Genomic DNA, 18666 nt, shown 5'->3' on the forward strand with positions numbered 1-18666 from the left:
CCCCGCACGAGCCAGGGTGGGGCCAGATCAGACCATCACAGTGGGGCCAGATGGGGTTGTCATTCTCAGATGTGGGCAGTCGGTTCGATCAGCGGGTCGCACACGTGGGCCGGCACCGATTGGCCTTGGCAATGGTAACCGCAGTCGCGCACCCAGTTGGCCAGCTCGGCCACCGAGGTCTCAGCCGGGTCGTAGCTGATGGTGGCGGTCTGCGCGACCGGGTTGGCGTCGACGGACCGCACCCCCGGCCGACGCCCCAAGACGGCCTCGACTGTTGCCTTCTGCGTGGCCCATTGCACCCCGGAGACCTCAAGAACAGCGGTCTGTGCAACGGTCATCGGGAGCTCCTCATGGTGGCCAGGTCGTCGATCTCGGTTGTGGTCCGCCGGCAGGTGCGCTCGGTCACGGCTGGGTCGACACGGTGCGGAACCGGCGTAGCCGCAGGCTGTTGCTGACCACGAACACCGGGGACAGCGCCATCACGGCGCCGGCAATGAGCGGTTGGGCGGTGTAGACGATCGCTGAATGAGCTGGCTTGATCGCCATATATTTGCGCCGTACAGCCAGATTGCGCCGCCCGCAGCGCGGAGGTTGCCATGGACCAGCGGTCATCAACGTCAGCTCGACCGCTGCAATGCCTTGGCGGCGGCAGCGACCTGGGTCAGTATGTCGATGCAGTAGCTATCGGAATCGACCATTTGCGCTGCAGGCTCCCGTACCTCGCCCTCGGCCCACCGCAGTCGGGTGAGCAGCGCGTCCTTGCCGTCGATGCAGCCAGCCACGTCAGCCTCTCTCCCCAATCTTTATACCCCCGGGGGGTATATCTGTAAACCCATACTGGGTAAGGAGTTTGGAACTGGCTCATCTATGAGTGCGGGATCCGGCTGCCGACCTGCAAGCTCACCAGGGTCGACCCCGCGCGCTCGCGATGCCGACCAGGAGCGTCAGGGCTTGACGAGTGGTCGGGGCCCGCCGCGCAATGCGTCCAACCGCTGCCGGTACTCCGGTTCGTCGATCTGGCCGTGGGCGAATCGCTCGGCCAGCACCTGCTCCGGGACGGGCCGCGTGGCCGCCACCGAGCGTTCTTGGCGCCCGAGGTAGCGGAACATGGCGATCACGCCGTAGATGACCAGTCCCCAGAACAGCACCATGCTCACCGCCATCAGCCCGTAGCCCCAACCGTCCATCCCGTTGCCGTTGCCGTTGCCGTACCACCACATCATCGCAAGCACTCCCTCAGTCGATCAGGTTGTTGTCGAGCAGTCAGCGCGTGCCGAGAGGTCGGCGATCCCGCCGCGAGTGCGGAGTGATCCTTGGCGGCATCGACACGGCCCACGCTGTCGCCGCCGCGCCCGCCGTGGCCGACACCGCCGTGCATGCCACCCATCATGAAGATCATCATTAATGGGCAAAGCACCACGAAACCGACGATCCACAGACTCGATGTGGGGACGCTCAGCGCGATCGCCGCCACAAAATGGATCGCCGCAACGATGACGTAGAGCGGTTGACGTAGAGCGGTCGAAAACGCTTCATCACCGAACCTCTCTTCGACGCGCCGAACTACCACTCATGGTGTCCTTGCCGGCTCGGTGTCGCTTCGGTCCTCGGCCCCTGCTTCACGGGCCAAAGGTCCCGATCTGCCGATTCTGAGCACGAGCAGCACCGTGGGTGACGGGGTCGACGGCTTCGGCGTTTGAGTTGAGCAGCAAGGTCTGCTGGACAGGGCGGCTCGGCCGTGTCCGGACCGAGAACTACGACGAGCGCCAGGGCGCGAGTTCCGCGCCCGGCGCCATCTGCAGCACATCCAATCCGATGAAGTATCTGCCACCGTTCACGTGTAGACGGCGAAGGTGAGCGTGCCGATCCAGGCCAGTGCGAGCACCTGGAGCACGCGATCGCCGAGCGCGATGTCCTCCGGGGCGCCGCCACGGCCGCCGTCGACGTCGACGGAGTAGCGCAGCACCGCCACGACGAACGGCACGATCGAGATCACCGACCACACCGAGTTGTGGTGCGCGTCGCGGATCTCGAACGCCCACAGGCAGTACGTCATGATCAGCACGGTGGCCGAGAGCGCCCAGACGAACCGCAGGTAGGACGCCGAGTAGCTCTCCAGCGACTTGCGGATCTTGGCGCCGGTGCGCTCCGCGAGCATCATCTCCGCGTAGCGCTTGCCCGCCACCATGAACAGCGACCCGAACCCTGCCGAGAGCAGGAACCACTGCGAGAGCGGGATGCCGGTGGCCGCACCACCGGCGATGGCCCGCAGCAGGAAGCCGGACGCGACCACGCAGATGTCGAGCACGGGCTGGTGCTTGAGCCCGAAGCAGTACGCGAGCTGCACCGCGATGTACACGGCCAGCACGACCAACAGGTTGACGCTGGCCAGCAGGCACAGCGCGAGCGAGCCCACCAGCAGCACCGCCGCGACGACCACCGCGAGCCGGGCCGGCACGATCCCGGCCGCGATGGGCCGGTTGCGCTTCTTGGGGTGTGCGCGGTCGGCCTCGACGTCGTTGGCGTCATTGATCAGGTAGATGCCCGACGCCGCCAGCGAGAACGCGATGAACGCGATGGCCAGGTGCAGCCCGATGGAGCCGCCGAACAGATCGCCCTTGGCGAACGGTGCGGCGAGTACGAGCACGTTCTTGACCCACTGGCGCGGGCGCATCGTCTTGAGTACGCCACGGGCGACCTTGAGCGGGCCGAGGTGCGGAGGCTGCTCCGCCTGCTGCGCGGGCACGTCGGTGCTCGTCATCGGATTGCCTTCCGGGAGCGCGCCATGCTGGTTGGTCTGCGCCGCGGACCGGATATCAGTCACGAACTCGTCTGCCTTCTACTCATGTCACATCGGCCACACTCGCACGTAACCCTCCCGGCCAGCGGGCGGAATTACGGCTCAATACTGCGACTCCGGGACAAATATTAATGGACGCGAATGCCGCGACCCCGCCTTGCCCTAGAACCCCGATTCCCGCCACGGCAACTGATCTGGACGTGAACTACGAAGCAGTCTACGATGCGTTCGAGACTTTGACGATCGGGCCTTTTCTTCGACATGCTCGAAACATGCCGGATCAGTCGAAAATCGGACGACTTCCTTCCATTTTGGTCAGCTGGTCGGGTTGACTTCCGGTCGCTGCCGGATATTTCGCACGAGTGGTCCGAGTACGATCGCGAAGCACAACGCCTCTGATGCCAGGTAGGCTACGCCGATCCCGGTGATTCCCCAGGGTTTCACGAGCACGAGGGCCAGCGCCACGACGGAGATCCCGTTAACGAGCTGGAGGGCAACCATGCGACCGACCTGCTGTCGTGCGCGCAGGATCGCTCCGTACAAGCTGCCGATAGCGGCCAGCGGTAATGCCAACCCCATCATCTGCAGCAGCACTGTGCCTTCGGCAGCATAGGCCCCTGGCAGCAACGATAGCAGCAATGGCGCCCCGAAGAACAGGGACGGGGTCCCGGCGAGCGCGATCAGGGCGAGCAGGCGGGCGGTGCGGCGCGTTAGTGCAGCCATGTTCCCGATGTCGTTCGATGCCTCGGCGAGGTAGGACGACGACACATTCCACATCAAGGAAACAACAGCTTCAGAGATCAGCCAAGGTAGTGCGTAGTACGCATTAGCCTGGGTCCCCCATTGGGTCACCACGATGAGCGGCATCAACAGCGGCACGACGACAGCCATCGCACCCTCAGCGTATTCGCCCGCAATCAACCTCGCCAGCGTCCGGCGCCCCGGCAGCGCCACGGCACCCTCGACGACAACACGCCTGGGCAGGACGCGCAGAAACAGCACGGCCGAGACAACGACAACAGCCAAGGCCGACGGCGCGACCCAGGCGATGACAATGCCGTTCCGCAGCGCGGACACGGCGAAGATCGACACGAGACCGAACTTGATGCCGGAGAACAGCAACTGCTCAACCGGCACCCATCGGGCGGCCTGCAGGCCGATCAGTACCCAGTCCTGCAGCGTGAAAAGCGCCAGGACCACGACGAGCAGAGGGAACGCGAACCGTTCCGTGGTCGAGGCAAATAGAGCGTCGTCGGCGAACAAGACTACGAACCCTGCGCCCAGCACAAGCGCGATCACGCCCGTCACGACGTACCCGCCCAGCACCATGCGACCCGCTCGCGGCCCTACCGAGCCGAGGAATCGGGCAAATACGAGGCCGACCGCAAGCCCGGCCACGGTGCTGAGCATCATGGCCGTCGAGATCAGGGCAGAGGTACGGCCCACCTCTTCGGCCGGGTAGCGGGCAGCGACCGCCCAGAACACGAGGCCGAACAGCGCGGTCATCCCGGACGAGGCCATCAAGGCGATGGCGTTGAGCTCCAGCCCCCTCAATCGCCAGCGCGATTTGGGCGTCGCCCGATCGGCCTCCGGTGGTTGACCGGTGATCACGTTCGTGTCCGTAGCGACCACATATCGCAGCCGCCAACCATTACCGAGCGCACCTGTTGCGCGTTCTCGGCGAGCCACCGTGTCAGCGGCGCACCCGGGGGCAGCAGCGACGGGTCGGGTTCGACGAACCAGCGGGCCCCAGCAGCCAGATAGGACGCGACCAGGGCCGGGTCATGACGATCGGCCGGCAAGCTCCACCCCTTGCGGTCGGCCAGGTAGAAGACCGTGGGCTCCTCGAAGTTGTTCGACGTCCCGCGATCGACCGCGACGCTGCTCGTAGCGACGATCACAAGATCAGTGGGGGCGGACTTGGACTGCAGGACTTGTGCGCACCCGGCGAGTACGCCTCTGCGGTCGACGAACGACTGCGCGAATACCGTGATGCTCGCTACGGACAGCGCCACGACCGCGACCACGGCCAAGAGACCGCGATATCCGCGCCGCACCTCGTGCCGCCTCAGCCACTGCCCTGCCGCGGTCACACCGAGTCCGACCACGATCGCGGCGAACGGCAGCGAGAACACGTGATATTGCGGACCCAGCTCCATGCTGTAACGGGCCACGGCGACATAGAACACTGCAACGGCCGGGATGCCAGCGGCTAACACAACCGGCCCACGAGCGCGCCACGCCGTCCACGCGCCGAGCACCGCAAACGGGACACCGGCGACACCGAACACCAGCATCGTCTCGATCGTGGCGTTTCCCGTCCAAAACAGCGGTGACGTCCACAGCGCGAGATTGCCGAACTTGCTGTCCCCACCCGAGATAACCCCGAAGGTGTTGCCATAGGTCCGGTACAGGTTGCTCGCGTGCCACAGCCAGACCGCGACCGGAACCACAGCGGCCACCGCCGCGACGTAGAGCATCGGTCCCCGGAAACGTCGCCGGTCGGCGAGCAACAGCCAGATCAGCAGCACCAGTCCGACGTGCAACGATGTCGGTTTCACCAACGCCGCGACCGCGACGGCACCGGCGGTGGCTGCCAACCAGACCCCGCGGTCCTCGCTGAGCCACCGCTGAAACCCCAGCAGCGCGAGCACGTAGAAGGCCAGCACCGTGATATCAGGCATGAAGGCGTTGCCCCACGTCATGACAGCGGGCGACACCACGAACGCCAGCAACGCCCACCGGGCCGGCGTCGGTGGCAGGATTCGCCGCACCAGGCCCCAGAAGGCGAGCACGGCGACGATCGTGAACACCACCGAGATCATTCGGCCGACCCACGCGTGCTCGCCGACGAGGTGATACCCCGCAGCTGCGAGCCACGGGACGAGCTGGAGCTCTGCTTCGACGTACCCCGGACCGTTCCCGCCCCAGTTGATCTGTGGGAAGAACAGGTTCATACCGCCGCGGTAAAAGTTGCGGGCAATCGTGGCGGTGTCGGCGGGCCGCCAGATATCGCCGAGCCAGGGCATCGGGAGTAACGCACGGATCGCGGACAAGGTCGTGACGACTGCAACAACGCCGAGCACGAGGCGTCCGAATCGGTCGTCTCGAAGGCGGGGGCCGGCGGCAGCGGGCAGGCGGATCTCCTCGGTTACCGCAGTGCTGTTGCTGGGGGTGCGGACAGGTGGCATCGCGGTTCTCCTGACGAACACACCGTCGGCTGCCGACGGTGCGGGACACGTGGGGACGCTCGAGCCCGGCCCGGGATGTGCGGGCGCGGCGAGGTCTCCTATGTGCGCATCACGCAGAGAAGATGCGAAACCGGTGGCAGCGGCAGGAGTAGGTCAGGCGGCGCAGGGCCGTCGCCCAGCTCAAGTTGAGCTGCCGGCGCGCGGCCACCCTGTGACCAGATGCCGGTCGAGGTCGGGTGGACTGTCGTGGCGGCCTCAACGGCGCCCGCACCGCCGCAGCTCTCCTCAGCCCCTACCTGTACCGAAGCCTCGATGTCAGCAACCCGATCGACACCGTGACCGCCACCAGCCGAGGCTTCGTGCGGCGGCTCAAGTGACGCGATGGTGGCCGGGTCAGGTGTCGCGGCCCAGGACGTCGCCTCCTCGGCGCAGCAACACGCCGCGAACAGGGCAAGGAGTAATCCCACGACGACCGCCAGCGTGCAAGCCCTCGGCCATGCCCGCACGGGGCGATCAGCGCGGGCGGCGAGCATGACCTAAAGCCTACGCAACAGGTGCTGTGACAACGCTGAGCAACCGGCCGGCGTTCGCGACGGTTCATCTGCGACGTACGGTTACCGTCCTGACGATGCGTCACCTACTAGGATTAGGATCGTCACGTTGCTGCCACGCTCAGTCACGATCGAGACCGGTTCGCCGTTCACCTGGCTGCCAATGAACCTCATCGCGACAACACCACCCTGGCGCGCGCGTGATCCTAGACGTCCTTCGCGCGCACACGGCGCCACCTCTCGCGGCTCCGGGACCGATAACCCCGCACCTCGTCGACACGTCATGGCGATCTCGTGACCCCCGGGTACGCCACGAGCCGTGAGGCTTGAGTGCAATCGCCAACTCCCCCTTTGCGCGCCGATGCGGCATCATCGTTGACGATGCTGGCCAGCGGAGAGTCCTACGGCACCGGCCGCTTCGTCGTCGTCTCGCTCCTCGCGCTCCTGCTCATCGCCGGCGTGCTCGCACTCCAACACTGCGACCCGACAGCTGACCACACAGGGCATCTCCCGCCAGCCGCCTCTGTGCACATCTCAAATATTGAGCGCCAAAGCACCGACGGTCAGTTCGGCACGGCCTCCAGTCCCGTGAAGTGGATGGCGCCGTCTCACGGCATGGGCATCGCGGACGTTCTGGGAGGCTGCATTCTTCTGCTGTGCACTCACGTGGCTGTGTTGATGTTACGAATCCGGCACCCGCCGAAGCCGCGGCGGTACTCGTGCAAGACCTCGCCCCTACCCCCAACCACGCGACGATTTGCGACTCCTCTTTGTCCCGATGCGGTCCCGATTCTGTGTGCTGCGTCAGTGATGTGGCCGAGGTCCCATCCTGCGCGGCTACAGGTCGAACGATCCCGTGGTCGAGCGGTTTCGTGCCCTTCGGGTCACTGGGAGCTACTTGTCGATCAACTCAGCCGCCTCGCGTACCTGTCAGACCAGCGCAGCGCAGCCGCGTGAGCGGCCTGCCGCAGCAGCGACACCTCGAAGGCCACCATGTCTCGCGATCGACCTAAGCACGCCCACGCAGGCGCTGCCATCGCCCTACTTGCCGGTGCCCTGATCGCCGGATGCGGCCCGCCAGCACCGGACGCGCAGGTCCCGTCTGGAACCGGGTTCGGACACGTGCACGGACTGGCGAACAATCCGCAGAACGGCACCGTCTACGCCGCCACACATACAGGGCTCTTTCGCCTCGGGGCGGTCGTTCCGCGCCGCGTGAATCAACCCGACGGAGTCAATCGATTTCCCGACACCATGGGTTTCGCAGTGATCGGGCCGAACCGGTTCCTGGCAAGCGGACACCCCGGCCCGGGCGAGGGCGGCCCGTCGAACGTCGGTCTTCTGCGCAGCGAGGACGGCGGCCGCACTTGGGTTGCGGTCGCGTTGCCAGGGCAGGCCGACTTTCATGCCCTGTCCGTGGCAGGTGAAACGGTGTACGGGTGGGACTCGGCAACGGCAGCAGTGATGCGCAGCGACGACACCGGAACCACCTGGCAACGCGGTGCGCACCTCCCGGACGTTGGCTCGCTCGCGGTCGACCCCGACCACCTGCGGCGCGTTCTCGCCACCACCGCCACCGGCCTGCTGCGTAGCGACGACGGCGGGAACACCTTCGCTCTGGCGCCCGTGCAGCCCCCCCAACCGCTGGTCGTTCTGGACCACGCTCCTCGCACCGGGGGCGGCGGTGACACCGTCCTGGCCGGAATGGATCGGACCGGGACGGTCTGGACCTCGATCGACGGGACGTGGTCGCGCGGAGGGTCCATCGGCAGGACACCGCAGGCGTTCTCCGTACTCGGGCCCCAACGCTACGTGGTCGCCACCGATGACGGGGTGCACTCCACTGAGGACACGGGTCGGACATGGAAACTCCTCGCCGCGTCGAGCTGAGCTCCCCAGCGCTGCCGCCCTTGCGCTTCGCCGGGGATGTCGTTACTGGGTGTCGTCTCGGCGGCCATCGCCGTGATCGTGGGGCCCGCCGCTCTGGGCATGGCCGGCCTGGCGTGGATGGTGTGGCCGACCACAGGAGCGGCCAGCAAGGACCAGATCCGCAACGCCGAGGCCATCGTCGCGACCGGCGCACCTTGCAGGTCCCCGAGCGGGGGCAGTGGATCGCGCCACTCACCGCAATGCAGGAGTCCGGGCTGCGCAACCTCCCCTACGGTGATCGTGACTCGCTGGGACTGTTTCAGCAACGCCCATCACACGGCTGGGGCAGTCCCAGCCATGTCCTTGACGCGGAGTCTGCCGCAGCCCAGTTCTTTAACCGTCTGGTCGCTATTCCTGATTGGACGACGATGCCGCTGTGGCAGGCTGCGTAATCCGTGCAACAGTCAGGATTCCCGATGGCCTACGCCAAATGGGAACAGGACGCGGCTGACCTGCTGGCCATCCTCAGCTCGACAACGCCCTCTGCCCGTCCCAGCTGGACGCCCGGATGCACCCAGCCCGGCCCCGCTGGGGCAGTCCCCGCCGCACCTGGCGGGCCGAGTGGCTGCGTCGAGGACGACCCACGACCAACGGCTGCGTCACGTCCACCACACGCCTCCCACTCACCCAGGCCGAGATCACATTCGGCGGGCTACGCATGGGTCTGATCACCCGATCGACCGGCTGTTACTCTCCACGCCCGGCCAGCCAGAAAGCGACACCCTCTGGGACGAGCCTACGACGTCTTTCCCGGCACTGCCGGCCGTTTCACTAGCTGGCTGGCGCTGGACATCGGATAGCGCGCGGCGGGATGGTTTCGTACCCATGCCGCGGCAATGCAGGTTGCGTACGTGATTTGGCAGCGCCGCATCTGGACCCCGGGCATCCCCCGACCAGAACAGCTGTGGAACCCTCCACACTGCCGGCGGCATTCACGACGCAACCGACGCCACCGGCGGCCACTACAATCACCCTCCGCGTCCGCTTCGAGACGTAAGGTGGCCTGGTGAGTCGGCGCGCGCACGAACGGTGGGCCCGGCTGAGGATGCCGGGCCCACCGGGATCGATCAGACCGTGGGGAGTAGCTGCTGCATCGTGGTGATCTCGGCCTGCTGCGCGGCGATGATCTTCTGCGCCAGGGCCTTGGCGTCGGAGCTCTGTCCGTCACGTACCTCGGCCTGGGACATGGCGACAGCGCCGGTGTGGTGTTCGATCATCATCTGCAAGAACATCCGATCAAACACCGCTCCATTCGCGGCACCAAGCTGCTGCATCTGCTGATCCGACATCATCCCCGACGTCGCACCACCGTGCTCCATACCCGCCATTCCAGACGTTCCCCCCATGGAGCCGGTTGGGGCCGCAGCAACGTTCCAGGCCTGGAGGAAGCCCTGCAGCTGAGTGATCTCCGGGCCCTGCGCCTGGGTGATCTGCGCGGCAAGCTCGCTGACTTTCGAGGAAGCGACACGCCCTGCCGCGAGTCGAGACATCGCGACTGCCTGCATGTGGTGCGGGATCATCCCATTCACGAACGCCACATCGGCGTCGTTGTGTAGCGTAGCCGCGGGCGCCGCCGACGACGTGCCGCCGGCGGCCGAGGACGACGGCGAGGCAGCCGTGCCGCAGCCCGCGACAATCACCACGGCGAACGCGACTGCAAGCATGCTGATACTGGTCTTGCGGTTCATTCGATGGACTCCTCTGCGAATGTGCACAACGGATCGAGCCAGTGGGTGAGCTGGCTGATCAGTTCCGCAACACGCAGAGTTGAGCGAGTCTGACAGCCATTCGTGGTGGCGACCGTGGCCGGACAATCACGACCGCCGGCGCGCGCGGAGCGGGAGTGTTATCGCGCCGACCCCATGCCAGGAAGCCAGCCATCGCGAGGCCGAGCAGGATCGCAGCCACGAGCACCGCGAGGCATAGATGCAGCAGCTCATGGAGCATAGACGCGGGCATGGGCGGAGGAGGTTTAGTAGCGCCCATCACCGTTATCGGTTGCGCAGTATCGAGGCCTGCCCCGATGCTGCGCATTGCGGCGTCGCCGGCACCTGCAGGCGAAGACTGGGCCAAGGCGTGATCCGCCCGATCGTGCGCGGGCATTCCGGGCGCGACCGTCGCGTGCATCGCCACGACGCCGAGCAGTAGCACAACCAGCAGGAGCATCCGCCCCCACGGCAAGCGCCGCATCAACATCACCAGGGCAGGATAGCCCGGTGGGGTATGGAGCAGTCTGTGGCGGTAGCAACGACCGATCGCGAGGCGGTGCTTGCGGCGGCACATTCCTGGTGCCCACGGCGTCAGCGGCTCGCTCCTTCCGCTGTCGCGGATTGTGTCCCGGTCGGCGTGCTCATGGTGACAGGCCGCCGACCTGTAGGGGTGACGAGCGGTCCTCCCCCGGCAACAGATCCGGCACCTCCGCCAACGCCGCCCACCGCTGCAGGCCAGCCGTAGGTGGGCGGGGGTCGTACCAGCGTTTGACCTGCTGATCCCACCGGGCACCGAACGACTTCGCCGCGTCCTTGTCCGCGTACGGCACGTCCAACCAGACCCCCTCGCCCGACCGTGACGGCGTCGAGCCCGGTCGCGGATTCGCTGGTGCTGGGTGCTCGACCATGAGTGCTGCCCCGATCGCTCGATGTCACATCCCCAGGTCAGAGTCGCATCCGCCACCGACACCGCGGACCGGAACGAGCGCATCCGCCGCGCGACGGTCTCCGGGCTGAGTGGCTCCATCGTCGATCGGGCGTGCGTAGCAACGCCGCGCCGTCAGCAGGGGGTGCAAGGCGCGTCGCGGGTGGTGGGCGCGAGGCGTGTAGTTGGCCTCGTGCTCACTGCCTGGGCGCATCTTTGCCTTGCGGCCCCTGCTGACGGTGTGGCATCCCTTCAGGGCGACCGATCGACGCTGGAGACACGACCCCACCACCCACACCTCAACCACGACGTATCCGGACGTCCACGAGTTGGCCGGCACCATTGGAGCGAGGGCCGGGGTTCGGGGCAGCGCCCCGAGATCTCTTGCGCTGCCGCGCCGCTTCGCCGCGTTGGGCAGCTTTGCGAAACGGCCACGCCCGCGGGGTACTGCGACCTACGCTCCTTTCGTGCCCGCACGGACAGTCCGGGCCGGCCGCAGCAGAGGGGGACGTCCGGTGTGGTTCCGTAGACGAGCACGGCGCGACGATGATCGGCAAGCGCAGCAACAAACCAGCGAGCTACTTGATCAGTACCACCCGCGCGCCAGCATGAACGATGGCGAGCGGATGATCGTCGCACCGGGGAAAGTGCTGGAAAACATCGCGTTCTCGATGGAGCGTCTCGACACCGACATCAACACTCCGATCAGCATCGAAGACGACGTCGTCGCAGTCGACGAGCTCTTGAATCTCGTCCAAAACCTTCGAATGGGCCCGACACTGGCAGTTCACGTCGTCAACACCGCCCTGAAGATCATGGCTGCCCGCTATCCAGCCGAGCTCGTCCACAACCCCCTACCCGCCGCGTACGACCTCCGGGCAATCACACCGATCGACGTGACAGACCGCGAGCACGACGCTGCCAAGTCAATCTTCAATCTGCGTACCACCGCAGCCGACGATCTCGACCCAACGGACGTTGCCGCCGAGTTTGCCGATCTCGACGTGCCCGAGCAGATGAACGTCTTTGCGGCCTTGTACTACATGTTCGGAACGAAATTGGGGGCGCTGAAGGATCGGACGGGTGTGGAATAGCGGCCATCGTCGGTCAAGAATTGCGCTCCGGCCAGGTCCCGTGAGGCGTACCGGACCAGTGGACTTCCTGGAGCCCGATTCGATCTGCACCAGGCATCCGTGGGCGGGTAGCGTGCTGTGGGTCATCCGCGCTCCCCCGCGGGTATGTCGTCACATCCTGGGGAGCAGCAACGATGACCGGTGAGACACGGGGCCGCGGAACCTTTCAATGGACTGCCGCTGGCTGTGGCGGGTACCGGATCGAGCCGCTTCTCCCTCCCACCCTGTGCCTGGCGGTACCGATATGGGTTGGGCTACGCCACCACGACAAGCCCCGTCATGTCGTCGGCAAGGGCTTCGCCTGCGACGTCCATCGCGAACATCTAGACGTAGCCCACCTCATGACGGAACGCGACCAGGCTGATCTACAGCGCCGCCGTGACGGCGTCCGCCCTGAGCCGCTCGCGGTCGGTCGTGAGGCAGCCGACCTCATCGCTAGAGCGCGCCGATGGGCGGCCGCACGGTGATCCCCCGAGTCCGGGGGGAGGAACTCTGCGCATGCGATCTGCGGCACTGCCACGATCGACCCGACGGCTCTCGTGGCCGGTTTACACCATCAACCGCTATAAACGGCAAGAAAAATCATCCTTTCCATCACCGCCGTCGCCATTACCATCGCTGGTATGCGAAAGTTCACGACATGAATCGTCACGCTGGTAGCTACGGTCGCCATGACGGCCGCCGGTAGCGGGGTCGCTTCCGCGGCCAGCGCCGTCTCATCGCCAAGCACTGCTGCAGCTCGGACCCAGACCGCCCTGATGGACCCTGGAAAGTGCGGCGTCCGCCATTCTGGGCCGGACCCGGCGAGCCATGGGCATTTCTCCTACAGCGTTCAGAATAAGTGCGCCAACGCAATTTTGTTTACGTCGTTAATACGACCGGACTTGAAGTAACAGCCTGCGCAACGATCAATCCGGGCGCCATCGGAAAGCTCATCGGCTGGGGCTATTGGCCGAACTGAGCAGCCGGGACCTGCTGACCTGAGCATTGTGCCCTGCAATCCCTCACGCCCGTTCATTGCAAAACGCTAGCGATCTGGACGGAAGTCGGTACCTGAATCATTGAGCGACGCTTGTCGTCGCCGGGGTCCGCAGGACCTTACCTTCCTCTGCAGGTCGGAGAATGGGCCGAGCGATCTCGGGCCTCTCAGGCGTGCGAGTATCGATATGGCTGGTAGGGCAGTACCGCTGGACGGTTGGGCGGGGTGACGAGGTTGTCACCGGGCCAGAGCGGGCCGCTGGCCCGGAACTGGCGCAGGTGCTCAGCGAGGGTGTCGAGTTCGTGTTGGCGATGTTCCGGGCCGCGGTGCTCCGTCGTTCCGTCCGGGCGATGCAGGACGTTGTTCGTGTAGGGGCCCATCGACAGTAGGAAGAAGGGAATCTGCGGAAGGCCCAGCGTCATCGCGTCACACCGGCTGGCGCGCGAGACCGCCACAAGCGCGTCGGTGACGGCTTCCCAGTCGCCGATCTGGGGCCAGAGGTCGCCGCCGGCGAGTTCGTAGGTCAGCGTGGACACGGGCACGATCTCGCCGGGTCGGCGGTGGGGGAATTCGGTGAGGCAGCGATACATCATCCCGCCGTCGGGCTGGGGCACGTCGGGGTGCAGCAGCGTCAGCGCGTGCACGATCAGGGAGTTGATCGGCACCGGGTGGCGCGGGTCGGTGTAGGGCTCGTGAGCGGTGAGCAGGTAGACGTCCGGCTGTGCCATGGCGGGCTCCCCTCGGCGATGCACGTGGGCACCGTCGAGGGTCGCACCGGCCACCGACACTTCGTCGTGCTGCTCAGCGGGCCAGCGAGTCCTCGTCCCGGCCCGCGTCCGCATCATCGACGGGCGGGTGGGAGCGGTAGAGATCGTCATCGTCGACGCGCTCGACCGGATCGTGCTCGACGAGACTGGCTTGCTCGGCGCTGCGACGGTCGGCGACCTCGTTGAACGCCACCCGCGCCCGCGTGACCGCGGCGGTGGTTTCGTCACGGGGTGGGACACGGCGGCGCTGCTCGGGATCGGTGCGCTCACGCGGGTCGGGCTCGGAGACCTGGCGCAGATCGACAGGCGGCACATTCTCGACCAGCCGCGGATCCCGAGACTCCAGACGGTCGTGGTCGGGATCGGCACGCTCCCAGTGCGTCTCGACCTCCAGTGGGCCGTGGTTCTGCAGATCCTCGCCTTGATCGGGCGGGGCAATGTCGCGGGTGGTCTCGTCGGTCGAGAGGTCGACCTCGGTGACGATGCGTTCGGCGTCGCTGGCGGCGTGGTCGGCGGCCTGGGCGTCGAGCCAGTCCTGGGTGGTGACATGTTCGCCGGGATGGTCGAGGTCGATACCGCGCCACCCGGCGGCGACCCGAGCACGTTCGGCGTTGTCGCGGGTCACGATGCTGTCCATCCGCCACAAATCCCGGGCTTCATCGGCGAACTCCAGATCCCGGACCTGCTCGGCCAGGGTCTCGACCTGCGCGGCCGCGTGCTCGGCCGCTGACCGGAGTTCTTCGCGGGTTTTCGGGTCGGTTTCGACCTCGGCGCGCGCCGCCCAGAGGGTGGCGTCGTCGCGGGCGGTGCGCAGGGCGTCGTGGGTGGCTTCCAGCTCGTCGGCGACGTAGCGGGGCGCCCACCGGAGTTCGTGCTCCCACGCCGCGATCCGCGCCCGCAGGCGCCCTTCCGACATGGTCTCCTCTTCCGCGCCGAAGGTGGGCAGGTCCAGAGCGGCGTGCGCGGTGCGGAACAGGGCGTGCGTCTCCGGGAGCCCCGCTGGCGGGGCGGCACCGAGCGGGTCTTGCTCGGCGGTGTGGTCGGCGAGTTCGCGATAGGCCGCCGCCCATCCCGCCCGCTCCTCCCAGCGTGCGCGCCCGTCCGGATCGTCGGCGACATCGGGGGCCGGGCCGAGGGCCTCGCGGGCCCACTGCGGCGGATCGAGCGCCGTGAGTGCGCCGAGCTCAGCTCGGCGAGTGTCCGCGGCGTCGGCGAGTGCCTCGAGCCCGGCCCGGGTCTGCTCGGTGAGGTGGCGCGGCAGCAAATCAGCGAAGCTCGATACCTGCGGGGCCAACTGGTCTTTGAGGGCGGCGCGGATGCGGAAGTGCAGCACCTGCGCCACCGACGCCGCCCCGTCCAGCGACGTGGTCGTGACCGCGTCGGACAGGATCTGCGCGGGGTCGTGGCCGGCGAGCTCGGCGGTGCGCAGCAGCTGCTCCACCGAGGTGCGGGCCTCGTCGGCGGCGAACCCGATCCGGTGGTGTTCCGGGAGCGCCCCGGTCGCGGCGAGCTGATCGAGCCAGCCCTCCACCCGCCCAGGCGTGGACTCCTCGATCACGGCGAGCATCGGGTCCAGGTGCGCGCTGGTGGACCGGGCCTGCTCGGCCGCGACCTCCGCTTCGGTGAGCGCGGTGCGGTTCCGGTCCAGGTCGGGAGGTCGGATGATGTCGGCGAGGATCTCGGCGGGGCTGCGCTGGGCGACCTTGTGGGTTTCACCGGTGGCGGCGGAGTCGGCGACGTTGCGGGTCACCATGAACAGCAGGTTCGTGTCCCGACCGCGGGTCGACATCACATAGGCGGCGCCCGCGTCGGTGCCCGGGGCGGGCACGCCGAGTCCGACCCCGACGGTGCGGCCCAGCGCGGCGTGCGCGGTGGAGGCGTAGGCCAGGGTGACCTGCTCGCCCACATAGGAGCCCGGGAGCTGAATCGGGTCGGCCAGCTGCTCAGCCCCGTCCTCGTCGCGGCCGGTGACCCGGGCGACGCTCAGCCCACCACCGGCACGCAGGCCGGTGACCCGGTAAACGGTGCGGTTGATCGGGGCCTCGGTGTTGCCGCACCACCCATCCAAATGCCACGCATTCCGTCGGGCCTGGACCAGGTCCCCGACCCCGGCGATGGAGCCTTCCCACCCGGGCATACCCAGCGGCACCCCCTCGTCGGCGACCTGGCCCAGGCGCACGAGCTCGGCGCGTAGCTGGTTCGAGGTGCGCGCCGCGGCGGCGTTGCTGCCGACGGTCAACAGTGCTTCCTTGCCGTCCAGTGTCGCGGCCAGCCACGCCCGCGCGGCAGCGGCCTCAGCCTGCTCCGGGGTGCCCCCGTCGATCAGGCGCCCGTGTTTGGCGTACTCGTCCACCACACCCTGGTCCCCGTCGCGGAGACGTAGGGAGGCGGTGGCTTCCCAGGGTTGGTGGAATCGGCGGACCTCGGCCAGGTCGTAGGCGATCCCGCGGTCGGTGATGTCAGCCAACGCGCCACCCGCACCGACTGCGACGAGTTGCTTGTGATCGCCCACGAGGAGCAGCTTCGCCCCGGCCAGTTCGCAGAAGCGGTGGATCGCGACCAGGTCCGGTGTCGATGCGGTCCCGGCCTCGTCGACCACCAGCAGATCCCCGGCGCGTAGCCGGAACCTGTGGTCGTCACCGACCGGGCGGTCGTCGGCGAGGCGGTGTTGGGTGTCGAGCCAGCGCCGAATGTTGCGGGCGGTGACGCCTTCCTCGGCGAGGATGTCGGTCTGGCGCTGCCCGGCCGCGATCCCGAACACTCGCAGCCCCTCCCCCACCGGCTGCTCCGACGGACCCGGATCAGGGGTCGGGTCGGGGTTCGGGGTGGTGTCGCCCGGTGAGGGCGACGGGTCGGGCAGGCCCTGTCCGGTGAGTGGCCAGGTGTCGGCGAGGGTGCCGACCAGGAACGACTTCCCCGTCCCGGCCGGGGCGTTGAGGACCTCGACCGCGGCACCGGAGGTGAGGATCCCCCGAAGAGCAGCAGCCTGATCCACACCCAGCACGCGCCCGCCCCGGGCGAGGACGTCCATGACCTGGTCGACCTGCTCGCTCGTCCAGGTCGGGGCGCCGCGGCGGACCGCGGCCGCGCGCAGCTCCTCCTCCCCGAGGAGTTGGTTGGCGGTGGCGTAGCGCTGGGCGTGGGGTTTGACGAACACGCTCTCCCCGTCCGCGCGGTAGTACTGCGGATCCAGACCCTCCGGGCCGGTCCGCGGGTTGAGGTGCTGGGCCAGGATCTGGGCGCGGTCGGTCAGGCCTTCCAGCAGGCCTTCGATCTGCTCGGTGTCCACCCCGAGATCACCGGGCAGCGCGTTGGAGATGGCGAGCATCAGGTTGGAGCGGGTCCAGGACTGCCGCGACTCCTCCATCTCCCCCAACGCCCGAGAGATCACGTCACGCTCGGACCACAATGCGGCGGTGGCTTGTTCGCCCGCGGCGAGGGCGGTGGTGGCGATGTGGGTCATGGTGCGCCCGAAGTGGGCGTCGTACTCCGCCGCCCACCGCGACAACTGCCCGTCGCGGGTTTCGCCGCCGAACACCTTCGACTGCTTCGTGACCACGCTGGCCTGCTCGGCCAGCCCAGTCCGCTCCCGCTTCGACGGATCCCGCCCGGTCTCCGCCCTAAACTGCGCGATCTTCGCCTCCAACGCCGGCGTGATCGCCGACGTCCGCTTCGAGAACAGAATCGACTCCGCGATCTCGACCCCGGCCACCTCCCGGGCTTTCCCGTCGGCGCGGGTCTGCCACGACAACCCGATCTGCTGCGCCGCATAAGCCTCGGCGACCCGTTCCCCGTAGGCGGCGGCGGCGTCGTGCCACTGGGTGAACAGGGTGAAGTCCAGGGCGCGGACTTTCCCGTCGTCGCACTCGACCATGTTCGCGACCGTGCCGTGCACATGCAGCTGCGGATCATGCTCACGGGAGTCGTGCTGCAACCACTGCGCCGCGATCAAACCACCGGAACCATCCAGCCACTTCCCCGCCCCACCGCCGTGGTGCCCGGCGCGGGCGAAGGTGGCGTTGGACTCCAGGAACGACAGCACGGCGCGGTGCCCGACCATCAGCGAGTCCTCGATCGTCGCCGCCACCTGCCGCCACTGCTCGGCTCCAGCCGTGTCGCCGTTCTGGTCGGCGTCGTGGGCGCCGCGCTCGCACGCCACCCACAACAACGTCAGCGACTTCGGCGCGGAGAGGACCACGTCGTAGAACGACACCGACTCCCGCGCCGACCGGGCCGCCTGCCCGCGCAGCTCCGCACGCTCCTCCGGGCCCGCGTCGGGGTGCTTGTCGAGCAGGCCGGCGTAGATCTCGTCAGCCTTCCGATAATTCCGCGGCGGCGACCCGTACCGGGCCGCCTGATGCCACGTCTCACGAGAAGCGACGTTCGGATCCCGCGGGTCCAAGCGGTGGGTGAACACCGCTTTGATCACCTCAGCGTCGACCTCACCGGCCAGGCCGAGCCGATCGGCACCGCGGCCGAACCAGCGCCCCGCGGGCTCACCGGCGGCGACCGCACCGGTGTAGTACTCGTCCAACCCGCGCTGCGGCGCCTTCCCAACGGCATCGCTGTAGTAGTCGATGTCGTGCCCGGTGCGCATCCTCAACATGGCAGTCCTGTCCCCTCAGTAGTGGTGCGTGGATGCCTCGGGCCGCACCCGAGACGCTGTGGCGAGGCGCTTTGAC

General features: G+C 67.5%; 14 protein-coding genes. 2 read left to right on the forward strand and 12 right to left on the reverse strand.

What is annotated here, in order from left to right; translation table 11 throughout:
* Nucleotides 1-65: 65 nt before the first annotated feature.
* From ACFPFQ_RS07440 to ACFPFQ_RS07475, 8 genes are all read right to left on the reverse strand, one after another.
* Entirely contained in the window at nt 66-338 is a 273-nt protein-coding gene (locus tag ACFPFQ_RS07440) for a cation transporter (RefSeq protein ID WP_379616148.1), read from the reverse strand.
* A 64-nt stretch (nt 339-402) separates the two neighbouring features.
* Nucleotides 403-612: a hypothetical protein gene (locus ACFPFQ_RS07445; protein ID WP_379616417.1), complete on the reverse strand. Its 210-nt coding sequence runs from the start codon at nt 610-612 to the stop codon at nt 403-405.
* Nucleotides 613-617: 5 nt separating this feature from the next.
* Nucleotides 618-782, reverse strand: coding sequence for a metal-sensing transcriptional repressor (locus ACFPFQ_RS07450; protein WP_379616150.1), 165 nt, complete (start codon nt 780-782; stop codon nt 618-620).
* A gap of 162 nt (nt 783-944) precedes the next feature.
* Nucleotides 945-1223, reverse strand: a complete 279-nt coding sequence (locus ACFPFQ_RS07455; RefSeq protein ID WP_379616152.1) for an SHOCT domain-containing protein — start codon at nt 1221-1223, stop codon at nt 945-947.
* A complete protein-coding gene (locus ACFPFQ_RS07460; RefSeq protein WP_379616154.1) occupies nt 1220-1570 on the reverse strand; it encodes a DUF2933 domain-containing protein in 351 nt (116 codons plus the stop codon). The genes ACFPFQ_RS07455 and ACFPFQ_RS07460 overlap by 4 nt, the downstream gene beginning before the upstream one ends.
* A gap of 264 nt (nt 1571-1834) precedes the next feature.
* Nucleotides 1835-2761 carry a decaprenyl-phosphate phosphoribosyltransferase gene (locus ACFPFQ_RS07465; protein ID WP_379616156.1) on the reverse strand — a complete coding sequence of 309 codons (927 nt, stop codon included), beginning with the start codon at nt 2759-2761 and terminating at the stop codon, nt 1835-1837.
* A gap of 354 nt (nt 2762-3115) precedes the next feature.
* Entirely contained in the window at nt 3116-4411 is a 1296-nt protein-coding gene (locus ACFPFQ_RS07470; RefSeq protein WP_379616158.1) for a lipopolysaccharide biosynthesis protein, read from the reverse strand.
* Nucleotides 4408-5991 carry an ArnT family glycosyltransferase gene (locus tag ACFPFQ_RS07475; RefSeq protein WP_379616160.1) on the reverse strand — a complete coding sequence of 528 codons (1584 nt, stop codon included), beginning with the start codon at nt 5989-5991 and terminating at the stop codon, nt 4408-4410. The genes ACFPFQ_RS07470 and ACFPFQ_RS07475 overlap by 4 nt, the downstream gene beginning before the upstream one ends.
* 1673 nt (nt 5992-7664) lie before the next feature.
* Between ACFPFQ_RS07475 and ACFPFQ_RS07480 the strand changes: the two genes are divergently transcribed.
* Nucleotides 7665-8432 (forward strand): F510_1955 family glycosylhydrolase, encoded by a 768-nt coding sequence (locus ACFPFQ_RS07480; protein WP_379616162.1) that lies wholly within the window; start codon nt 7665-7667, stop codon nt 8430-8432.
* A 1106-nt stretch (nt 8433-9538) separates the two neighbouring features.
* Here ACFPFQ_RS07480 and ACFPFQ_RS07485 read toward each other — a convergent pair.
* Together ACFPFQ_RS07485 and ACFPFQ_RS07490 are read right to left on the reverse strand one after the other, a co-directional pair.
* Nucleotides 9539-10159 (reverse strand): DUF305 domain-containing protein, encoded by a 621-nt coding sequence (locus ACFPFQ_RS07485; protein ID WP_379616164.1) that lies wholly within the window; start codon nt 10157-10159, stop codon nt 9539-9541.
* A gap of 662 nt (nt 10160-10821) precedes the next feature.
* On the reverse strand, nt 10822-11088 hold the full coding sequence (locus ACFPFQ_RS07490) for a DUF5710 domain-containing protein (protein ID WP_379616166.1): 267 nt from the start codon (nt 11086-11088) through the stop codon (nt 10822-10824).
* A gap of 484 nt (nt 11089-11572) precedes the next feature.
* Between ACFPFQ_RS07490 and ACFPFQ_RS07495 the strand changes: the two genes are divergently transcribed.
* Entirely contained in the window at nt 11573-12199 is a 627-nt protein-coding gene (locus tag ACFPFQ_RS07495) for a hypothetical protein (RefSeq protein ID WP_379616168.1), read from the forward strand.
* 1185 nt (nt 12200-13384) lie between these two features.
* Here the strand turns inward: ACFPFQ_RS07495 and ACFPFQ_RS07500 are convergent.
* Both ACFPFQ_RS07500 and mobF read right to left on the reverse strand, forming a co-directional pair.
* A complete protein-coding gene (locus ACFPFQ_RS07500; RefSeq protein WP_379616170.1) occupies nt 13385-13945 on the reverse strand; it encodes a hypothetical protein in 561 nt (186 codons plus the stop codon).
* 73 nt (nt 13946-14018) lie between these two features.
* Nucleotides 14019-18581, reverse strand: a complete 4563-nt coding sequence (mobF, locus tag ACFPFQ_RS07505; RefSeq protein ID WP_379616172.1) for a MobF family relaxase — start codon at nt 18579-18581, stop codon at nt 14019-14021.
* Nucleotides 18582-18666 lie beyond the last annotated feature (85 nt).

The sequence above is a fragment of the Pseudonocardia sp. GCM10023141 genome (assembly GCF_042653605.1).